A 19113-nucleotide genomic window follows, 5' to 3' on the forward strand; every position below is an offset into this window, starting at 1 on the left:
TCACCCCTTGGCACGGGTCTTCAACAGGGTTCTGATTATAATCCTGTCAACGTCAACGGTCTTGCCTCCCCAGCTCTTCATCGGGTCAACGCCGTCCTCTCCATAGCGGAACTGGACGATGATTCCGGTCGGGTCTCTCACCGTTCCGTCGTAGTCGACCTTGAGGTCCTGGAGGGCGTTGATTAACCTTCTCTGCATGTAACCGCTCTGGGCAGTCCTGACGGCCGTGTCGACCAGTCCCTCACGTCCACCCATGGCGTGGAAGAAGTACTCCTGCGGCGTGAGACCGCTCTTGTAGGAGTTGATGACGAATCCTTTGGCCCTAGCTCCGAGGTCGCCGGGCTTGAAGTGAGTGAGAACCCTTCCGCGGTAGCCACGATAGAGGCGCTTTCCACGGATTGACTGCTGACCGAGCATCGCCGCCATCTGGGTGATGTTGAGTATCTTACCCCTCGCTCCGGTCTTGGCCATGATGACCGCGTGGTTGCTCATACCGAGGTACCTCTCGGCGACCTTACCGGCGTTGTCACGCGCCTCCGCCAGGACGGCCATTATCTTGCTCTCAAGGGTCTCCTCAAGGGTCTTACCTGGGAGCGGTTCAAGCTCGCCGCGCTTGTAGGCTTCGATGAGCCTGTTCACCTTCTCCTCGGCGTCACGGATGATTTCCTTAATCCTATCAAGGGCCTCCTGCGGGAGGTCTTCGTCGTCTATAGCGGTGGTGAAGCCCTTGTGGGTAATGACCCATATCGTCAGCTTGGTAACCTGGTCGAGGAACTGCCTGGCCCTCTCGACGCCGTACTCCCTCACTATGAGGTCGAGGAGCTTTCCGTCCTCCCTACCGTAGGCCTTTTTGTCTATCGCACCGCTGAGGAGCTTTCCGTTCTGGATGTAGACAAAGCCGTCGTAGGCCAGCTTTCTAACTTCCTCCGGGTCCGGGACGAGCTTCTCCTCGATGAGCTTTTCGAGTGCCTCACAGCGCTCGGGCTCGTCGCAGAGCTTGTTGCGGTACCAGATGGTGAGGTCGTCCGGAAGGAGGAGCGAGAATATCGTCTTTCCGCTCCAGAGCTCGACGCCGTTCTCGACCTTGTCAGGTTTGGGAAGCTCCTCAACGTCAACGCCGGCGAACATGAGCATCTGCTCAACCTCTGAGCGGGTGAAGTAAGCCCCTTCGCGCGTGAGCAGGTAGCCACCGGAGATGTGGTCCTGGATTCCAGCGATGAGCGGGCCTCCGTACCTCGGCGAGATTATGTGGTTCTGGACCTCCATGAGTATCTTCGCTTCCGCCTGGGCCTCCTCCGTCTGGGGCACGTGGAGGTTCATTTCGTCACCGTCGAAATCGGCGTTGTAGGGAGGACAGACGGCAAGGTTGAGGCGGAAGGTTCTGTAGGGCATGACCCTGACGCGGTGGGCCATTATACTCATTCTGTGGAGCGAGGGCTGTCTGTTGAAGAGAACTATGTCGCCGTCCTCAAGGTGCCTCTCAACGGTCCAGCCGATGTCGAGGAGCTCGTTTGCTATCTTCTCGCGGTTGGTTTCCATGAGACGGATTCTCCTTCCCTCGGGGTCGATGACGTAGTTGGCTCCCGGATACTTGTCGGGGCCGTTAAGGACCCTCTGCCTGAGCTTCTCGAAGTTGAACTCGGTAACCTTCTCCGGAACGGTGAGCTCCATGGCGACCGCTATCGGAACGCCGACCTCGTTGATGCTTATCATCGGGTCCGGGCTGATAACCGTACGGGCCGAGAAGTTGACGCGCTTACCGCTGAGGTTTCCACGGAAGCGGCCTTCTTTACCCTTCAAACGCTGGGCGAGGGTTTTGAGGGGCCTTCCGCTCTTGTGCTTGGCTGGAGGAATGCCCGAGGTCTCGTTGTTGATGTAAGTTGTCACGTGGTACTGGAGGAGGTCCCAGAGGTCCTCGATAATCAGCTGAGGAGCACCGGCCTCGATGTTGCTTTTGAGCCTGTTGTTGATACGGATGATATCAACCAGCTTGTGGGTGAGGTCGTCTTCGGCTCTGATACCGCTTTCGAGGGTGATTGACGGCCTCATGGTAACGGGCGGAACCGGGAGGACGGTGAGAACCATCCACTCCGGGCGGGACTTCTCGGGGTCGAGGCCGAGGAGCGGCAGGTCCTTGTCGGGTATCTTCTCAAGCCTGTCGCGAACCTCGCTCGGCATCATCCTGTGCTTGTACTCGTTACCTTCTTCGTCCTTCCTGAGCTCCCAGTAGATGGTGGGCCTCTCGAACTTAATCGGGAACTGCGGTGCTCCACAGTGCGGGCAGACCATTCTCTCCTTGGCCTTCTTGTGAATCTCCTTGATGAGCCTGTCCTTGGCCTTCTTCCTGTCGCCGACGACCTCGAACTTCTTCATGTACTCCTCTATCTCCTCGTCGGTGAGCTTTATCCTGCCGCACTCACGGCAGGTGCTCTCAAGGACGCGGTGAATTGTCTTGGCGAATCCGACGTGAATGACAGGTCTCGCGAGCTCGACGTGGCCGAAGTGGCCGGGACACTCGCCGGCCCTTGCCCCACAGGTCTCACACCTAAGACCCGGGTCGATGACACCGAGCCTCTTGTCCATCAGACCGCCTTCGATGGGGTAACCGTCATCGTCGTAGGTGTCCGGGACGGTAATCTCCGCCGCACTCATCTTTCTGATTTCCTGGGGTGAGAGTATTCCGAACTCGATACTCCCGATGACCTTTTTCATCGACTGCATGGCCATCACACCCTATCCTTCAACTTGAGGGAAGGCCTAATCACCATCGCCTTCAGCTCGTCGAGGAGCAGTTTAAACGCGTAGCTCATCTCGACCTTGCTTATCTTCTCCTCCTCGCCACAGACCGGACAGTAGACCTTACCGCGGCGCTTGTCCTCAAGTGCCAGGTGTCCACAGTTCTCACAGACCCAGACCTCAGTCTTGTCGCTCTCCTCAAGGAGACGCTCAATGAGCAACATCGCCGCGCCGTGGCCGATGAGGACGTCACGCTCCATCTCACCGAACCTGAGACCGCCCTCTCTCGCCCTTCCCTCGGTCGGCTGCTTGGTGAGAACCTGAACCGGACCCCTGCTCCTCGCGTGCATCTTGTCCGCTACCATGTGGTGGAGCCTCTGGTAGTAGATGACACCGACGAATATATCTGCTTCAAGGCGCCTGCCGGTTATGCCGTCGTACATGATTTCTCTTCCGCTGTGCTTGAAGCCGAGCTCCTCGAGCTCCTTCCTGAGCCTCTCCTCGGGCTCACCGATGAAAGCGGTTCCGTCAACGCGCCTTCCCTTGAGCGAGGCGACCTTTCCGCCGATGGCCTCTATGAGCTGTCCAACGGTCATACGGCTCGGGATACCGTGCGGGTTGACTATGAGGTCCGGCACGATACCGCTCTCGGTCCAGGGCATGTCCTCCTGCGGGACGATTAAACCTATAACACCCTTCTGACCGTGCCTTGAAGCGAACTTGTCACCGAGCTCTGGAATGCGCAGGTCCCTGACGGTGACCTTGACGAGCTTGGTTCCGTCGCCGGTCTCGGTGACGATGACCTTGTCAACGATACCCCTCTCGCTCGGCCTGACCGTTACGCTGGTCTCTCTCCTTCCCTGGAGGGCCATTCCGCCAAGACCGCTCTGCTCCTCAAGGAACCTCGGCGGTGAGGTCCTTCCGACAAGGACGTCCTTTCCTTCGACCTTGGACTCAGGGAAAATGAGACCGTCCTCGTCGAGGTGGCGGTAGTATTTCTCGCCGAGGTAGCCCTGTATCGTCGGGTCGGGAACCTCAAAGGTGTCCTTCTGACCGCCCAGATACCTCTTCTCTTCAGCCTCGTAGGTTCTGAAGAAGGTCGAACGAGCGAGACCGCGCTCGATTGAGGCCTTGTTGATGATTACGGCATCCTCCATGTTGTAGCCGTGGTAGCTGAGCACAGCGACGACGAAGTTCTGGCCGGCTGGCCTCTCCTCGAAACCGACCGCCTTCATTATGCGCGAGTTGACGAGCGGAACCTGCGGGTAGTGCATGAGGTGACCGCGAGTGTCGACACGAATCCTGAAGTTGGCCCAGCCGAGACCGAGGCTCTGCTTGGCCATACCCGCGCCGTAGGTGTTACGCGGGGCCGCGTTGTGCTCCGGATACGGAACGAGTGAGGCAGGTATTCCGAGTATCGCGGCCGGCATGAGCTCGAGGTGGGTGTGCTCCTCGGTAACCTCCCAGGGCCAGGTTGCAACGTAAGCGTTCTCTTCCTCCTCGGCGTCGAGGTATTCAATGACGCCCATCTTCACGAGGTCGCTCCAGGTGAGCTGGCCGTTCTTAACGGCCTCGATGTGCTCGCGGGTGAGCTTGGGCTTGCCGTTCTCGACTATGATGAGGGGCCTCCTAACGCGACCGTCATCGCTGTTGACGTAGATTTCCTTAACTTCCTCGTCCTCGTAGATGGCCACGTTTATGACGTCGCTTATCTTACCGCTCCTCCTGTCGGCCCTAATTCTGTCCACAAGAGCCTGACCGTCCTCGATGGTTCCGATGAGAACACCGTTGAGGTAGACGCGGTAAAGACCCGGAGCGGGCCTTCTCTCCTCAATCGGGACTATGCCGAGCTTCATGAGGTACTCGCGGACCTCCTCCTCGGGAACGCCTGTGGTTATCTGGGACATCAAGGCTAAGTTCTTGACGAGACCACAGTTCGGACCTTCCGGCGTCTCGGTCGGACAGATTCTTCCCCAGTGGGTTCCGTGCAAATCACGCGCCTCGAAGTGGGGCTGGTCCCTGCTGAGCGGTGAAGTCACGCGCCTGAGGTGCGAGAGGGTCGAGATGTAGTTGGTTCTGTCAAGGAGCTGGCTGACACCGGTCCTTCCTCCCGGCCAAGCACCTGTCGCGAGGGCGTGCTCAATCCTCTCGCTGAGAACGTCGGGCCTTATCGAGTTTCTCACAAACCTCTGAACGTTCTCGAAGGTGTAGCGCTCGCCCTTCCTCTGGTAGGTCTTGGTCATCTGGTACTGCATGTCCTTGACGAGCTGGCCGAAAGCGATTCTGAAGAGGTCCTTGAGGAGGTCTCCGGCGAGCTTGAGCCTCTTGTTGGCGTAGTGATCCTTGTCGTCCTCACCGCGCAGGCCGAGCGAAAGCTCGAGAACCTTGAGGGCCATCATGCCGAGGTAGTAAGCCTTAGCCCTCCTCCTCTCGGGCTCGACGCCCATGTGCGGGAGGAGGTTGTTGTCTATGATGTGCTCGGCCCTCTTGAGCCTGTACTCCTTGGGCTGGCCCGGAAGCGAGAGCCTTCCTATGAGGTCCAAAGCTTCCTCCTGGGTCCTTATGTCGCTTGCATCCTCGAGGTTGTCGAAGAGAATCTGCTGAATCCTCGGGTCGTCGCTTACTGCCTCAACTATCTCCTTATCGCTGAGGAGACCGAGTGCTCTCATCACGTAAACGAACTTGACAGGCTTGGGAACGTTCGGGATAGAAACGTAAAGGATTCCGTCCTTCTTCCTCTCGACGGTTATCAGGGCTCTGTAGCCATGCCTGTAGGAGAAGACCTTCGCTATAACGCGGTTCTGCCTCTCGTCCCTCTCGACGAGGGTCTTGTTCGGGGCTAAGTCCTCGATAGAAACGATAACCCTCTCGGAACCGTTTATGATGAAGTATCCTCCCGGGTCCTTCGGGTCCTCGCCAAGCTTTATGAGCTCCTCATCGCTGAGACCGTAGAGACGGCAGGCCTTGGACTTGAGCATTATCGGTAGCTCACCGATGCGAACCTCCACAGGCTCCTGCTCGATGCCGTTGACGACGGGAATCATCTCAAGGTAGAGCGGAGCGGAATAGGTGAGGTTCCTTATTCTCGCGTCCATCGGGTAGAGCGGTCTTCTCTGTCCCTGGGCCTCCTGGAACTCGGGCTCACCGAGCCTAATCCTTCCGAACTTGACCTCAAGGCCGGGGATGTCTGGCTTAACGCCGCCGAACTCGTTTACAACCTCCTGAAGGCCGTGGTCGATGAAGGCGTTGTAAGAATCGAGGTGCTGTCTCACAAGACCCTTTTCCTTCCAGTAGGATTCCATAACGAGCCAGAGCTCGTCCGGAGTTAGAGTGGGCTCGTTAACCGTAACTCCTCTGCTCATAAACTCTCACCCCTAAAATCAGTCCTCCACGACGAGGCGGTAATAGTAGTAGTAACCCGCCGTGGGGCTCTTCCTCTTTATCTCGATGACATCGCCGGGCTTGGCTCCAAGGGCAACGACAGCAGGGTCAGAAGCCTTAATCTGCGGAAGCTGGGAAATCCTAATCCTGTACTTCTTGAGGAGTTCCTCTTTCTCCTCCTCGCTGAGGATTCTGTGCTCGGGAACCAGCACGTGAGTGAATATATCAAACTCCTTTTTCGCCGCCACCGAGAATTGCCCCCTTAACGTTTTTTATTAGAACGATATCACTACCCTCCACCTGCGGGTTCCGGTATATAAGCTTTTCGAGTGGTATCTCGGTGGAGAGGCTTTATATCGGTTGCGTAAAGTTTAAGAACCGTTTTTCAGCCCGTTTCGGTTCGTTGATGTATTGGATTGTTCATTTAACGCAGACTGGTTTGAAAAACCCTTTTAAACCATGGTCACAGGCGGAAGGATAAAAGAGAAAGGCTCACTCCAGAGCCGCGAGGAGCTTCTCCATGAACATCTTCTCCGGGTAGGCACCCTCGAACTGGACCTTGTCCTCGCCGTCGACCTGGATGACTATCTTCGGAACGGCCATGACGCTGTACTGGTCGGCCCACTCCGGATACTCGATAGCCTCGACCATGTCGCCGAGTATCTTGCCCTTGCCGGCGTTGGTGTTCTCGATAGCGAACTTGTGGGCCATCCTAACCGCGAGCGGGCAGTAGGGGCAGGTCGGCGTTACAAAGACGAGTATCCTGACGTCCCTGTCAATCTTCGCAAGGGCTTCCTTGCTCTCGGGCATGAGGTCGGTGGTCATGTTGCTGACGTCAACGATGTCCTCGAGGAAGGCCCCGAACTCGTGTCCCGCTGGAAGGCCGAAGAACCTGACACCGACGTCCTGGCCGTTTCTGGTTATGCTGACGGCAGGAGCGCGGTCAATCCTGTACTCCTCGGCCTTCTTCTTGCCCTCCTCGGTGTCGAAGTCTATGAACTCGTAGCTCAGCTTGTCGCTCAGCTCGGCAAGCTCCTGAACGAGCTGCTTGAGCTGGTCGCAGTACTGGCAGTGGTCCTTTCCGATGAAGACCATGAGCTTAACCGGCTCGGTGAGCTTGGAGAAAAACTCCTCCTTTATTACCTTCTTGTCGGCATCGCTAATCAGTCCCATTCATCACACCTCCATCTAAAGGTTTATAATCCTCGCGAACCATTTTCTCCGGGTGAAAATCCCCTGGTTTGCAACCTTAAGTTTAATGTCCAATATATAAGCTTTACGTCACAGGTTTGGGTGGGTGTGGGCCATGAATGAACCCGACATTTTCTACATCCTCGGGAACAAGGTGAGGCGCGATTTGCTCAGCCACCTCACCTGCACCGAGTGCTACTTCAGTTTTCTGAGCAGTAAGGTTAGCGTCTCCTCAACGGCCGTGGCAAAGCACCTTAAAATAATGGAGCGCGAGGGGATACTCAAATCCTACGAGCGTGAGGGTCCCTTCATCGGCCCCGCGAGGAAGTACTACGACATAAACATTGCCAAGACTTACGTCGTCACGATAACCCCCAACATCTTCTGGTACCGCGGTCTTGACCTGAGCGAGGAGCCGGAGGTCTCGATAGAGCTTCCAGAAGAGCCCAAAAACCTAGATGAGATGATTCTAACCTTCAGAACTTTAACCAGAAAGCTTGAGGAAGTCCTCAAGGAGCTTCAGGCGATAGAGGGCCGTAGAGACAGGCTCATGGCGATGATTAAGGAGACCTACCTCAAGGAAATCGGCGACATGACCCAGCTGGCAATCCTCCACTACGTTCTCCTCAACGGCTCGGCCACCGTTGACGAGCTCAGCGACAGACTCAACCTCAAGGAGAGGGAGGTGCTCCAGAAGGCAAGCGAGCTGGACAGGTTCGTTCCGTTAAGAATAAAAGACGGCGTTATAACGATAGATGACGAAAGGCTAAAGGCAAAGCTCGGCGGTGAAGACGATGCCGGAGAAGATTAAAATCGTCGTTAACGAAGACCGCTGTTACCTCTGCGGTGGCTGTGCCGGAGTCTGCCCGACTTTGGCTATAGAGGTGCACTCAAGCGGCTGGGAGTTTCTGCAGGACAAGTGCATAAGCTGTAAGATATGCATCAACGCCTGCCCGGTTGGAGCTCTAAGCGCCGAGCCCCTGGAGGTGAAAGCATGAGCTGGAAGTACGACGTCGTCGTCGTTGGGGCAGGAATAGCAGGGCCCATAGTGGCGAGAAACGTCGCAAAGGCCGGCTACTCCGTTCTCATGATTGACAAGAAGTGGGCCATCGGAACTCCAAAGCAGTGCGCCGAGGGCATAAGCATAAAGGTCTTCGAGAAGTACGACATCCCCTACGACAAGCGCTTCATCAACCGCGAGATTTACGGAGCGAAACTCTACTCCCCGAGCGGTTACGAGCTCGAACTCCGCTATAAGGACGTCAGCGGTGTTATCCTCGAGAGGAAGGTCTTCGACAAGATGCTCGCCTACTACGCCGCTAAAGCTGGAGCAGACGTTCTCGCGAGGACTGAAGCTTTGGACGTCATAAGAAAGGACGGAAAGGTCGTTGGAATCAAGGCCAAGCACGAGGACGAGCCGATTGAGATTTACGCCGACGTTATCGTCGCGGCTGATGGCGTCGAGAGCACGATAGCGAGGAAGGCCGGTATAAACACCTACGCCCCGCCACACGAGTTCGATTCGAGCTACGAGTACGAGATGCTCATCGAGGGCTTCGACCCCGACCTCATACACCTCTGGTTCGGCAACGAGATTGCACCGAGGGGTTACGTCTGGGTCTTCCCGAAGGACGAGGACAGGGCCAACGTTGGCATAGGAATAAACTCCGACAACCCGCAGACTGCCAAGTACTACCTCGACAAGTGGCTGAAGGAGAACAACATACCTGCCAAGAAGCTCCTCGAGGTAAACGTTGGAGTCGTCCCCGTTGGAGGCTTCGTCAAGGAGCTCGTGAAGGACAACGTCCTCGTCGTCGGCGACGCCGCGAGGCAGGTCAACCCGATGCACGGCGGCGGAATGGCGGAAGCGATGGAAGCCGGAACGATAGCGAGCAAGTGGATTGTCAAAGCTCTGGAAGAGGAGAACCTCTCGCTACTCCAGAACTACACCAGGGAGTGGTGGGAGACCGACGGAAAGAGGCTTGAGAGAGTTCTGAAGGTCAGGCGCGTTACCGAGAAGCTCACGGATGAGGACCTCGACCTCTTCATACAGATTCTCAGCGGCGCCGACGCGGAGAAGATAGCAGGTGGAGACTACGGAGAGGTTATAAAGGCCCTCCTCAAGCACCCGAAGGTCCTCCTGAGCCCGAGGAGGATAAAGCTTCTCAAGGAGCTCCTCTGAGCCTGAACCCCTTTCCCTTCTTCCTTGAGAAGACCACTATCTCCCTCGCCTTTCCAACGCTAAGGCTTCCCCATGGCGAGCTAATATCTTTGGAGTTCTCGATGAGGTAGTAGAGCTCAACATCCCCGGAAACCGTTTTTCTGAAGGCCGAAACGTCCGGCAGTTCCGTTATCTCCTCGCAGGTTCCGTCGGAGCACCGAAGGGGTTTCTCATCGAGCCCCAACCCGAGCTCAAGGGCCAAAAGCCTCGCGGTCTCATCTATTGGGGCAGGGTAAAGCGTGTAAAGCCTTCTGACTGCCTTCAACAGAACCGGAAAGCGCCTATCGCCCTCGCCTATCCCGTAGCCGATGCTCCTGAGAGGGTCCCTAACGGGTTTTCCGTGGAGGGCGTTCCTGAGCTGAACCACGCGGTTGGCCCAGACCATCGTCGGCTTCGGCTCCCCGAGGAGCGAGAAGCGCCTGTCGAGGGAAAAGCCCCTCTCCGGGTTAATCTCCCTGAGGGGCGAAAGCCACAGGTCGAGCTCCGGTTCGCTTATGAAGAGGTGACCCGCCTTGAGAACCTCCAACCCCTCAAGGAATAGCCTGTAAGAGCTCTCTACGACTTCATCTCGCCCGATAGAGAAGGCGTAAAGGCTCGCGTCCGCCAGGCCAAGGACGAAGGTTGACTGGACGTCGAGGAGGCTCGCCACCGTTACCTCGTTCAGCCTGACCTCGTCGCGGAGCCTTTCAAGGAACTCGCGGGCGTTGGCCAGCAGAACCTTTGCAGTTCTCTCCCACTCGTCCATGATGGGGATTCCGCATAAGTAAAGATAAGGCTATCGCTTCCAGTCCTTGCAGTTCATGTCGAGGCAAATCTCGTACTCCCTGCCCTTCTCACGAATCTTCACCACTGGAGCGCCGTTGCAACAGGTCTTGCCGGTGGGAATCACCTCACCGCGCTGGAGGATTGGATATGTGACGTTGCACTTCGGCCAGTTGGAGCAGCCAACGAAGCGCTTGCCGGTTTTCCTGTTGTATTTGAGAACCAAATCACCACCGCACTTGGGGCACTTTCCGAGGACGAGCCTCTGCCTCTCAGGGGACTTGGTCTTCTTCGGCTCTTCCGTCCCGGATTTCGCGGAAGTTCCGGAAGCCCCCGACTGGGACTTCGATTTCTCCACCTTGACCGAGTCCTTCGAGGTCGTAACGCCTGTTCCGGTTGTCTCAAGGAGCATTTTTCCGATGTCGAGTTCCTTCTCCTTGAAGACCTTGAGGATTTTAATCAGTTGCTCCTTGCTCTCCTCGATTACCTCTTCCTTCTTTGCCTTCCCGGCCATTATCTCCTCCATCTTCTCCTCAAAGGCCCTCGTGAGCTCAACGCTGACTATGTCGGGAACGTTTTTCTCAAGCGCTTCCACGACGCGCATGCCGAGGGGTGTAACCTTTATCTTCTTCTTGCCCTCGATGTAGCCCCTCTGGTAGAGGGTTTCGAGGATTTGAGCGCGCGTCGCCTTCGTTCCGATGCCCAAGTCCTCCATCTTCTTGATTACAGCGGCGGGAGAATAGCGAGCTGGAGGTTTCGTTTTCTTCTTCTCGCGCTTAATCTGGACGACCTTGACGGGCTCACCCTCCTTAAACTGTGGCAAAATAACCTCGTCGAACTTGACGTATTTTCCGTAGACCTTCAGCCAGCCCTCCTTGAGGGTTCTCGCACCGCTCAGGATGAAGCGGTGACCGTTGGAGTTTATGATTACCTTCACGCTCTCCCTCACCGCCGGCTCCATGAAGAGCGCCAAGAAGCGCCTTACAACGAGGTCGTAGATGTTCTTCTCGTCCTTACTCAGCTCGCCGGGCTTTGGAAGCTCGCCGGTGGGATAGATTGCCGGGTGCGCCGGGTCTTCCTTCTTGCCCTCAACGGGCTTGAGGTTGCCTTTGCCCAGAAGCTCGTGGGCGAAGGGCTTGTACTCCGGCAACTTCGCGAGGTTCTGCAGTATCGAGCGGAAGTTGAGGTTCTTGGGGAGCTTCTGCGAGCTTGTTCTCGGATAGCTCGAGAGTCCTCGCTCATACAAGCGCTGTGCAATCTCCAGGGTCTTCTTCGGGCTGTAGCCGAAGGCAGAATAAGCTTCCCTCTGGAGAGTTCCGAGGTCAAAGGGCACCGGTGGGTTCCTCTTCTGCTGTTTCACTTCAACTTTCTCAACGAAGGCCGGCCCCTTCTTGGCCTCCTGGACGATTCTCTTCGCCTCCTCCTCGTCCCATATCTTGTCCTTCTCGTAGGTTGCCGTGTACTGCTTGCCCTCTTTCTCAAGAATCATCTTGATGACCCAGTACGGTTTCGGCTTGAAGTTCTGGATTTCCTTCTCCCGCTCGACGAGGAACTTGAGCGTCGGCCCCTGAACGCGACCGGTGCTCAAAACCATCCACTTCCCGCTGGCGCGCTTTATGGCCGAGGTTAAGGCCCTCGAAAGGTTCACGCCCCAGTACCAGTCGAGGACGTGGCGCGCTATTCCCGCATCTGCCATTCCGAAGTTTATCGTCGGCTCGAGGTTGTACCAGGCCTTCAGGAGGTCCTTCTTCGTCAACGCCGAGAACTTCATGCGCTTGGCCTTCGAAGGGTCAACACCGCAGGCGTATTTCAGAGCGGTGTAGCCGATAACCTCTCCCTCGGTGTCGTAGTCGCAGGCGACTATGAACTCATCGGCTTTCTTTGCAAGGGTAGCTAAGGCCTTGATGTAGTCTTTCGCGTAGTTCTTGCCCTTCTCGGCGACGTAAACGGGAACCCATTCGATGTCGAAGACGGGGTAACCGTAGGTTTTGGTCTTCGGAGCGAGAGAGAAGAGATGGCCAACAGCTGGAGCGACTATCACCTTCTTGCCGTCGCGGGTGAACTCGTAGTAGCTCACCTTCCCTATCGTCTTCCTGACGGGCTTTCCCTCGGCCAAGGCGTAGGCTATCTTTCTCGCGACGTTGGGCTTCTCGGCTATGATGAGCGTGACCATAGGCCTCGTCTTCGATTGGCGACCCCATATAAAAAACCTCCGACGAAGGGTTTATAACCCGCTAACTGAAGGGTCGTTGATGACGATGCTGAGCGTCGGAGGTGTCGGTGTTCTCTTCAGCGGGGAGCTCAACGACGGCTTCGTTGACGGCTTTAGAACGCTTTTCGCTCGGCGCTACCTGCCGGACGTTCTAAGGGCCGAGATAAAGCCCGACATTCTGATAGAGCGCTTCAAGGGCGAGTCCTTCAGGGTCTTCAGCTCGATGTACGACGTCAACGGAAAGGACCGTTACAAGCTCGAGTCCGCGGTTCCCTCAGCCTACAAGAACGAGGCGCCGGTTTTCTTCCTCCTCCAGGCGACGGCAAGGGCCGGCGCGCGGAAGGGCAGGATTTTCATAACCGATTCGGTAAGCGTCGTCAACCCAGAGGGAAGGGCGGTTCTCTTCGTCGGCTACCCCCACACGGGCAAGAGCACCATGTCGGCCATAGCGGTCTCCGAAGGATTAGACGTTCTCAGCACCGAAAACACGGTCGTTGACGTCCGCGAGGGGAAGCTCTACGTCATCGGAGGAACCGAGGTTCTCGTCTACGACCCGAGGATTGAGGACGTCTACGGCGTCTCGATAGACTACGACGAGACCACGAGGAGCGGTTACAGAATAGTTGATTTGGAGAGCACAGAGCGGAGGAGGCTTCTCAAGAAGGGCGTCGAGGTCGAGAAGATTGTAGTCCTCCACGCGGCCTTTGGTGGGGGCGAGGCCAGCTTTTCGCCGGTCAGGGGGAGGAAGATTAAGAAGACCCTCTGGTACTTCTCGACGTCGCTCCTCAAGGGAATGGACTACTACGAGCCTGCACCGCTCTACATGCCGATGGGCGAGGAGATAAACTACAACCTCAACAAACTGCTCGACTCCGCCGTTGAGAACTATTCGGGGAAGATGTTCGAGGCCTTCGGAAACCACAGGGACGTTTTTAAGAGGACGGTTCTCTTCACGTGAGGTGGTGGCGATGATTAAGGTCAGGGTCCTCGGAAGGGGAATCGAGAAGGAAGTCGAGTGGAGGAAGGGCATAACGGTAGCGGACATCCTCAGGGAGGTCGGGTTCAACACAGAGAGCGCGATAGCGAGGATTGACGGAAGGGTTGTCCTCGAGGATGAAAAAGTCGAGGACGGCGTTACCGTGGAGGTAATCCCGGTCGTTTCTGGGGGGTAAAAAGAGGGGCCTCACGCCCCGAGCCTCTTTCTCATGAACTCCTCAAACCTGTCCATGGCCTCTTCAAGCACCTCGACCGGCGGGAGGAAGACGATTCTGAAGTGCCAGTCGCCGGCCTTTCCGAAGCCGGAGCCGTGGACGAAGAGCACGTGGGCCTCGTGGAGGACGTCCATGACGAAGTCGAAGTCGCTCTTCCACTTCGAGCGCTCCTCAATCTTCGGGAAGATGTAGAACGCCCCCTGCGGCTTGACCGCGCTGACGCCTGGAATCTCCTGTATCCTCTTGTAAACGTAGTCCCTCCTCTCGCGGAGCTTCTTCATGTACTCCTCAAGGTAGTCCATCGGGCCGCGCATGCCGGCTATCGCCGCGAGCTGGGCCGGGGTGTTGGGACAGACCCTTATGCGCGCGAGCTTGTCTATCGCCTCTCTCACTTCTTCGAGCTTGCCCTCGGGGTCAACGTAGTAGAGGTAGCCGAGGCGCCAGCCGGTGGCGAAGTAGACCTTCGAGAGGCCGTTCATGACTATGACCGGAACGTCCTTCGTGAGCGAGCCTGGAGAAACGTGCTTCCCCTCGTAGGTCATCAAATCATAAATCTCGTCGCTTATGACGGGTAAGTCGTACTCACCTGCCAAGTCGAGTATCGCCTTGACGGTCTTCTTCTCGTAGAGAGCCCCCGTCGGGTTGTTGGGGTTGATGACAGCTATCGCTTTCGTCCTCTCGTCAATCAGCTTCCTCATGTCGTCTATGTCGGGCTGCCATCCGTTCTCCTCGACGGTCATGTACTCCCTCGGCTCGGCGCCGTAGAACTTGACGAGGCCGACGTAGGGAGGATAGCTCGGGCTCGGGACGAGTATGTTATCCCCGGGGTCGAGGAGGCCGCCGAAGACGAACTGGAGAGCCTCGGTTACAGCAGTGGTGACCCTAACATCGTCCGGCGTGATATCAACGCCGTTCTTCCTCTTCTCCCTCTCAACAATAGCCTCCCTCAGCTCCGGAAGGCCCTCGCTCGGCCCGTAGTAGTTGTGACCCTCCTTTATGGCGCGACAGTAAGCCTCCTGCATGTGCTCCGGCGGCTGGAAGTCGTACTTCCCGGGGTCGCCTATGTTGAGCCTTATGACCTTTATTCCCTTCTTTTCAAGCTCTCTCGCCGGCAGAACGACGTCCCTTATCGCGTAAACTATTCCCATTGCCCTCTGGGATGCGCGAATCATAACGACCACCGCTGAACTGTTGAGACTTTCATCATAAAAACTTTGGCTCAAAGGAAGGGGAGGTTTTACGAGGATTTTTCGGGACAACCTTTAAAACTCCGCTCTCAAATCCCGATGGGCGATGAAGAATAGCAAGCAAACTGAGGGCTCACAGATGATGACGTGAACACCCTCCGAGCCCATTCGATACTTTTATTAACCTTCAGAGCAAAATCTAAAGCATGAACGTGTTCATCCCGCTCATCCTCGGCCTTCTGCTGGGGTATCTTCTCAAGAGGGCCGGAAAAAGACCGAACCTGGAAACGCCCACGAGCATCGCGCTACTCGCGATGATTTTCTTCCTTGGGGTCAAGACCGGGGAGGTTCAGGTGAACGGCCTCTGGCTCCTCGGCGTTTCAGCCATCTTCGCGGTTCTGACGATAGTGGGAAGCCTTCTCATCGCGGAGGTGGTTGGATGAGGTTTCTCCACCTTGTTCTCGCATCGCTTACGGTCGGAATACTCGTCGGACGTTTCTTCTCCCCCGACTTCGGGAACGCCTATGAAATTATGCTTTACATCCTCATATTCGTGATTGGGGCAGACCTTGGGCTGAACTTCAACGCTGAGGAGCTCAGAAGGGTCGGCCGAAAGGCCCTTGTCCTGCCGTTTTTGACGCTGACGGGCTCAATCCTCGGCGGACTGCTGGCGGCACTGGTTCTCGGGATAGAGCCGAGGTGGGGCCTCGCCATAGGGGCCGGCTGTGGGTGGTACTCGCTGACGGGCCCGCTTATAGCGCAGTACTCCGCGGTTTACGGCGCGGTCGGCTTTCTCGGGAACTTGCTCAGGGAGATTCTCACGATTACTTTCTACCCCCTCGTAACTCAAAAAATCGGGCCCGAGACGGCGGTGGTGATGGGAGGCGCAACGACGATGGACACGACCCTGCCGATAATAACGAAATTTGGAGGAAGGGAGGTGGCACTGGTTGCCTTCGTCCACGGGTTCATTCTAACTGCTGTCGTTCCCTTCCTGGTTCCGCTGATACTCAGTCTTTAGAGTACTTCTCGACGAGGCCCTTGACGAGGCTCTCGTGCTGCTCCTCGTTCCTCTTGATTTCCCTAACGAGCTCCCTCACAACGGGATGAAATGCCCTCTTCGAGAGCTCCTCGTAGAGCTCCTTCATCCGCTCCTCTTCCTCGGCGTACCTCTTTAGAACCTCTATGAGCCTCTCCCCACCGTCCGGCAGAACGACCTCGGTTGGGAAGTCCTTGAGGTACTCCTCGATTATCTCTTCCGGTGGAATCCTGGCGCCAATCGGGCCGAAGCCGAGTGGCATGACCATCGTTGGAACGCCCGGGATGAGGGCGAAGTCCTCGTTGGGCTTCTCGACGGCGTACTCCTCCACCAGCTTGATGGCGTCGTTGTAGGCCTTCTCAAGGGCTTCCATGAGGCGCTTGTGGAAGGCCGTGTCTATTGCGAGCCTGAGAACGAGCCCCCTCAAATCGGCGTACTCCGGCTTATCGAGCTCTTTGAGGAGCTTCCGGTAGTCCCTCTCAGCCCTCTCTTCAACCTTCTTTGCCTCCCTGACGAGGTCAATCATCCTCCTCATTTCCCATCACCGGGACATTTTAGTAACCTTTAGTATTTAAAAGTTTCGGAACCGGGAAAAAGCTTTTTAAACATCGTCTCAAACCGGGAACCCGAGCTAATCATCGGCTCATGGCTCGGGGGTATCCGTTAAGGAACCCGCCGGGCTCCCGGTGGAGGTGAGTGAGATGAAGTACCCGAAGCAGATAAGGACGTACTGCCCGTACTGTAAGAAGCACACCATCCACAAGGTAGAGAAGGTCAAGAAGAGGCCGAGGAGCGAGCTCAGCCAGGGTCAGAGGCGCTTCCGCAGAATCCTCAAGGGTTACCGCGGTTTCCCGAGGCCGAACCCAGCCGGAAGGGAGAAGCCGGTCAAGAAGCTCGACCTCCGCTTCCGCTGCACCGTCTGCGGTAAGGCCCACACCAGAGGAAAGGGCTTCCGCGTTAAGAAGTTCGAGCTCGTGGAGGTGTGAACATGGCGCTCCCGAAGAACCTCATCCCGATGCCGAGGAGCAGGTTCCTCCGCGTCAAGTGCATTGACTGCGGCAACGAGCAGATAGTCTTCAGCCACCCGGCTACCAAGGTTCGCTGTCTCGTCTGCGGTGCAACGCTCGTCGAGCCGACCGGTGGTAAGGGCGTCATCAAGGCCAAAATCCTCGAGGTTCTCGAGTGATTTCCTCCCTTTTTCCTTCCCGCCAAACTTTTAAAAACCTCTTCTCGTAAACCTTCCGGAGAGAAAAATTTAGAGGTGGTTAGAATGCCGAGGAAAGCCAAGGAGTTTCCCGAGGAGGGAGAATTCGTCGTCGCTACCGTCAAGAACATTCACCCGTACGGAGCGTTCCTCACCCTTGACGAGTATCCCGGAAAGGAGGGCTTCATGCACATAAGCGAGGTTGCTCCAACCTGGGTCAAGAACATCAGGGACTACGTGAAGGAGGGCCAGAAGGTAGTCGTCAAGGTCATCCGCGTTGACCCGGAGAAGGGGCACATAGACCTGAGCCTCAAGAGGGTGAACCAGCAGCAGAGGAAGGCCAAGCTCCAGGAGTACAAGCGCGCCCAGAAGGCCGAGAACCTTCTCAAGATGGCCGCCGAAAAGATAGGCAAGGACTTCGAGACGGCCTGGCGCGAGGTCTGGGTTCCGCTCGAGGAGGAGTACGGCGAGGTTTACGCCGCCTTTGAAGATGCCGCCCAGAACGGAATTGAGGTTCTGAAGGGCCTCATTCCAGATGAGTGGCTTGACGCGCTCAAGCCGATTATCGAAGCCTACGTCGAGATTCCGACCGTTACCATCGATGCGGAATTCGAGATAACCGTTCCGAAGCCCAACGGAATCGAGATAATCAAGGAGGCCCTGATTAGGGCCAGAGACAGGGCCAACGAGGAGAAGGACATAGACGTCAAGTTCACCTACCAGGGCGCTCCGAGATACAGGATTGACATAACCGCCCCGGACTACTACAAGGCAGAAGAGGTTCTCGAGAGCATAGCTGAAGAAATCCTCCGCGTCATAAAGGAAGCGGGCGGAGAGGCGACCCTCATTAGAAAGGAGAAGCGCATAAGGAAGATTAAGAGGAGGTAACCATGAAGTTCCGCATAAGGAAGTGCCCCGAGTGTGGCAGGTACACCCTGAAGGAGACCTGCCCAGTCTGCGGGGCCAAGACCAAGGTAGCCCACCCACCGCGCTTCTCGCCGGAGGACCCCTACGGTGAGTACAGGCGCAGGTGGAGAAGGGAAGTCCTTGGGATAGAGGTGAGAAAATGAAGGAAACCACCATCTACCTCCTTGAGAGGCCCCAGCTCAGGGACCCGGTGTTTATAGAGGGGCTCCCGGGCATAGGCCTTGTTGGAAAGCTCGCCGCGGAGCACCTCATCCAGGAGCTCAACGCGGTGAAGTTCGCCGAGCTCTACTCACCGCACTTCATGCACCAGGTCATTATAAAGAAGGGCTCAATCGTCGAGCTCATGAAGAACGAGTTCTACTACTGGGTTAACCCCGACGAGAACGGAAGGGACCTAATCATCATCACCGGCGACCAGCAGGTTCCGCCGACGGACAGCCCCGGCCACTACGAGGTTGTTGGGAAAATGCTCGACCTCGTTCAGGAACTCGGCGTCAGGGAGATAATAACGATGGGCGGCTACCAGGTGCCGGAACTCCAGGGCGAGCCGAGGGTTTTGGCTGCGGTAACCCACGAGGAGCTCGTTGATTACTACAAGGAGAAGCTCAAGGACTGCTCTGTCGAGGTGATTTGGAGGGAGGACGAGGGTGGAGCCATAGTGGGAGCGGCCGGCCTTCTCCTCGGCATGGGCAAGCTCCGCTCGATGTACGGTATAAGCATACTCGGCGAGAGCCTCGGCTACATCGTCGACGCCAAGGCTGCCAAGGCCGTCCTGACGGCGGTCACGAAGATACTCGGAATAGAGCTCGATATGACCGCCCTCGAGGAGCGCGCCAAGGAGACCGAGGAGATACTCCAGAAGGTTCAGGAGATGCAGAGGGCGATGCTCGAGCAGACGATGCCCCCTGCCCCGGAGGAAGAGGACAGGGGTTACCTCTGAGCTCCGACGCCACTTCCTCATTTTGCCTTCTTTTTGTGTCCTTGGAAGAAGGGCTATGGACACCTAGGAGCATCGCTTTGTTCTCAACCTTTGGTTAGTAAT

General features: G+C 56.7%; 20 protein-coding genes. 12 read left to right on the forward strand and 8 right to left on the reverse strand.

Going from position 1 to position 19113, the window contains the following annotated elements; translation table 11 throughout:
• From E3E30_RS05100 to E3E30_RS05115, 4 genes are all read right to left on the reverse strand, one after another.
• Positions 1-2721, reverse strand: a complete 2721-nt coding sequence (locus tag E3E30_RS05100; RefSeq protein ID WP_167728633.1) for a DNA-directed RNA polymerase subunit A' — start codon at positions 2719-2721, stop codon at positions 1-3.
• A 5-nt stretch (positions 2722-2726) separates the two neighbouring features.
• Complete coding sequence (locus tag E3E30_RS05105; RefSeq protein ID WP_167728634.1) at positions 2727-6098, reverse strand: DNA-directed RNA polymerase subunit B; 3372 nt, start codon at positions 6096-6098, stop codon at positions 2727-2729.
• Positions 6099-6116: 18 nt separating this feature from the next.
• Positions 6117-6365: a DNA-directed RNA polymerase subunit H gene (locus tag E3E30_RS05110; protein WP_042688985.1), complete on the reverse strand. Its 249-nt coding sequence runs from the start codon at positions 6363-6365 to the stop codon at positions 6117-6119.
• Between the two features lie 244 nt (positions 6366-6609).
• Complete coding sequence (locus tag E3E30_RS05115) at positions 6610-7290, reverse strand: thioredoxin family protein (RefSeq protein WP_167728635.1); 681 nt, start codon at positions 7288-7290, stop codon at positions 6610-6612.
• A 133-nt stretch (positions 7291-7423) separates the two neighbouring features.
• On the opposite strand from E3E30_RS05115, the gene E3E30_RS05120 reads away from it, so the two are divergent.
• Genes E3E30_RS05120 through E3E30_RS05130 form a run of 3 tightly spaced genes read left to right on the forward strand, consistent with a single transcriptional unit; the run spans position 7424 to position 9490 of the window.
• Positions 7424-8119, forward strand: coding sequence for a helix-turn-helix domain-containing protein (locus tag E3E30_RS05120; RefSeq protein ID WP_042688980.1), 696 nt, complete (start codon positions 7424-7426; stop codon positions 8117-8119).
• On the forward strand, positions 8103-8306 hold the full coding sequence (locus tag E3E30_RS05125; RefSeq protein ID WP_042688979.1) for a 4Fe-4S binding protein: 204 nt from the start codon (positions 8103-8105) through the stop codon (positions 8304-8306). The genes E3E30_RS05120 and E3E30_RS05125 overlap by 17 nt, the downstream gene beginning before the upstream one ends.
• On the forward strand, positions 8303-9490 hold the full coding sequence (locus E3E30_RS05130) for an NAD(P)/FAD-dependent oxidoreductase (protein ID WP_167728636.1): 1188 nt from the start codon (positions 8303-8305) through the stop codon (positions 9488-9490). The genes E3E30_RS05125 and E3E30_RS05130 overlap by 4 nt, the downstream gene beginning before the upstream one ends.
• On the opposite strand, the gene E3E30_RS05135 is transcribed toward E3E30_RS05130, so the two are convergent.
• Together E3E30_RS05135 and topA are read right to left on the reverse strand one after the other, a co-directional pair.
• A complete protein-coding gene (locus E3E30_RS05135) occupies positions 9474-10274 on the reverse strand; it encodes a hypothetical protein (protein WP_167728637.1) in 801 nt (266 codons plus the stop codon). The genes E3E30_RS05130 and E3E30_RS05135 overlap by 17 nt on opposite strands.
• 30 nt (positions 10275-10304) lie before the next feature.
• On the reverse strand, positions 10305-12464 hold the full coding sequence (gene topA, locus E3E30_RS05140) for a DNA topoisomerase I (protein WP_167728638.1): 2160 nt from the start codon (positions 12462-12464) through the stop codon (positions 10305-10307).
• 85 nt (positions 12465-12549) lie between these two features.
• Between topA and E3E30_RS05145 the strand changes: the two genes are divergently transcribed.
• On the forward strand, positions 12550-13461 hold the full coding sequence (locus E3E30_RS05145; RefSeq protein ID WP_042688970.1) for a hypothetical protein: 912 nt from the start codon (positions 12550-12552) through the stop codon (positions 13459-13461).
• A gap of 10 nt (positions 13462-13471) precedes the next feature.
• Positions 13472-13675 (forward strand): MoaD/ThiS family protein, encoded by a 204-nt coding sequence (locus tag E3E30_RS05150; RefSeq protein ID WP_167728973.1) that lies wholly within the window; start codon positions 13472-13474, stop codon positions 13673-13675.
• An 11-nt stretch (positions 13676-13686) separates the two neighbouring features.
• Here E3E30_RS05150 and E3E30_RS05155 read toward each other — a convergent pair whose 3' ends face one another.
• Entirely contained in the window at positions 13687-14886 is a 1200-nt protein-coding gene (locus E3E30_RS05155; RefSeq protein WP_167728974.1) for a pyridoxal phosphate-dependent aminotransferase, read from the reverse strand.
• 221 nt (positions 14887-15107) lie between these two features.
• Between E3E30_RS05155 and E3E30_RS05160 the strand changes: the two genes are divergently transcribed.
• Entirely contained in the window at positions 15108-15344 is a 237-nt protein-coding gene (locus tag E3E30_RS05160; protein ID WP_167728639.1) for a hypothetical protein, read from the forward strand.
• Complete coding sequence (locus E3E30_RS05165; protein ID WP_167728640.1) at positions 15341-15922, forward strand: lysine exporter LysO family protein; 582 nt, start codon at positions 15341-15343, stop codon at positions 15920-15922. The genes E3E30_RS05160 and E3E30_RS05165 overlap by 4 nt, the downstream gene beginning before the upstream one ends.
• Here the strand turns inward: E3E30_RS05165 and E3E30_RS05170 are convergent.
• Positions 15912-16475 carry a ferritin family protein gene (locus tag E3E30_RS05170; protein WP_167728641.1) on the reverse strand — a complete coding sequence of 188 codons (564 nt, stop codon included), beginning with the start codon at positions 16473-16475 and terminating at the stop codon, positions 15912-15914. The two genes, E3E30_RS05165 and E3E30_RS05170, sit on opposite strands and share 11 nt — an antisense overlap.
• A 166-nt stretch (positions 16476-16641) precedes the next feature.
• Between E3E30_RS05170 and E3E30_RS05175 the strand changes: the two genes are divergently transcribed.
• From E3E30_RS05175 to E3E30_RS05195, 5 genes are all read left to right on the forward strand, one after another.
• Positions 16642-16926, forward strand: a complete 285-nt coding sequence (locus tag E3E30_RS05175; RefSeq protein WP_042688957.1) for a 50S ribosomal protein L44e — start codon at positions 16642-16644, stop codon at positions 16924-16926.
• A gap of 2 nt (positions 16927-16928) precedes the next feature.
• Positions 16929-17126, forward strand: coding sequence for a 30S ribosomal protein S27e (locus tag E3E30_RS05180; protein WP_015859102.1), 198 nt, complete (start codon positions 16929-16931; stop codon positions 17124-17126).
• An 84-nt stretch (positions 17127-17210) separates the two neighbouring features.
• Positions 17211-18032 (forward strand): translation initiation factor IF-2 subunit alpha, encoded by an 822-nt coding sequence (locus tag E3E30_RS05185; protein ID WP_042688955.1) that lies wholly within the window; start codon positions 17211-17213, stop codon positions 18030-18032.
• A 2-nt stretch (positions 18033-18034) separates the two neighbouring features.
• Positions 18035-18214 carry an RNA-protein complex protein Nop10 gene (locus E3E30_RS05190; protein ID WP_099210085.1) on the forward strand — a complete coding sequence of 60 codons (180 nt, stop codon included), beginning with the start codon at positions 18035-18037 and terminating at the stop codon, positions 18212-18214.
• Positions 18211-19011, forward strand: coding sequence for a proteasome assembly chaperone family protein (locus E3E30_RS05195; protein WP_167728642.1), 801 nt, complete (start codon positions 18211-18213; stop codon positions 19009-19011). The genes E3E30_RS05190 and E3E30_RS05195 overlap by 4 nt, the downstream gene beginning before the upstream one ends.
• Positions 19012-19113 lie beyond the last annotated feature (102 nt).

Origin of the sequence: Thermococcus sp. 9N3, from assembly GCF_012027685.1 — an archaeon.
GTDB classification, from domain to species: Archaea; Methanobacteriota_B; Thermococci; order Thermococcales; family Thermococcaceae; genus Thermococcus; species Thermococcus nautili.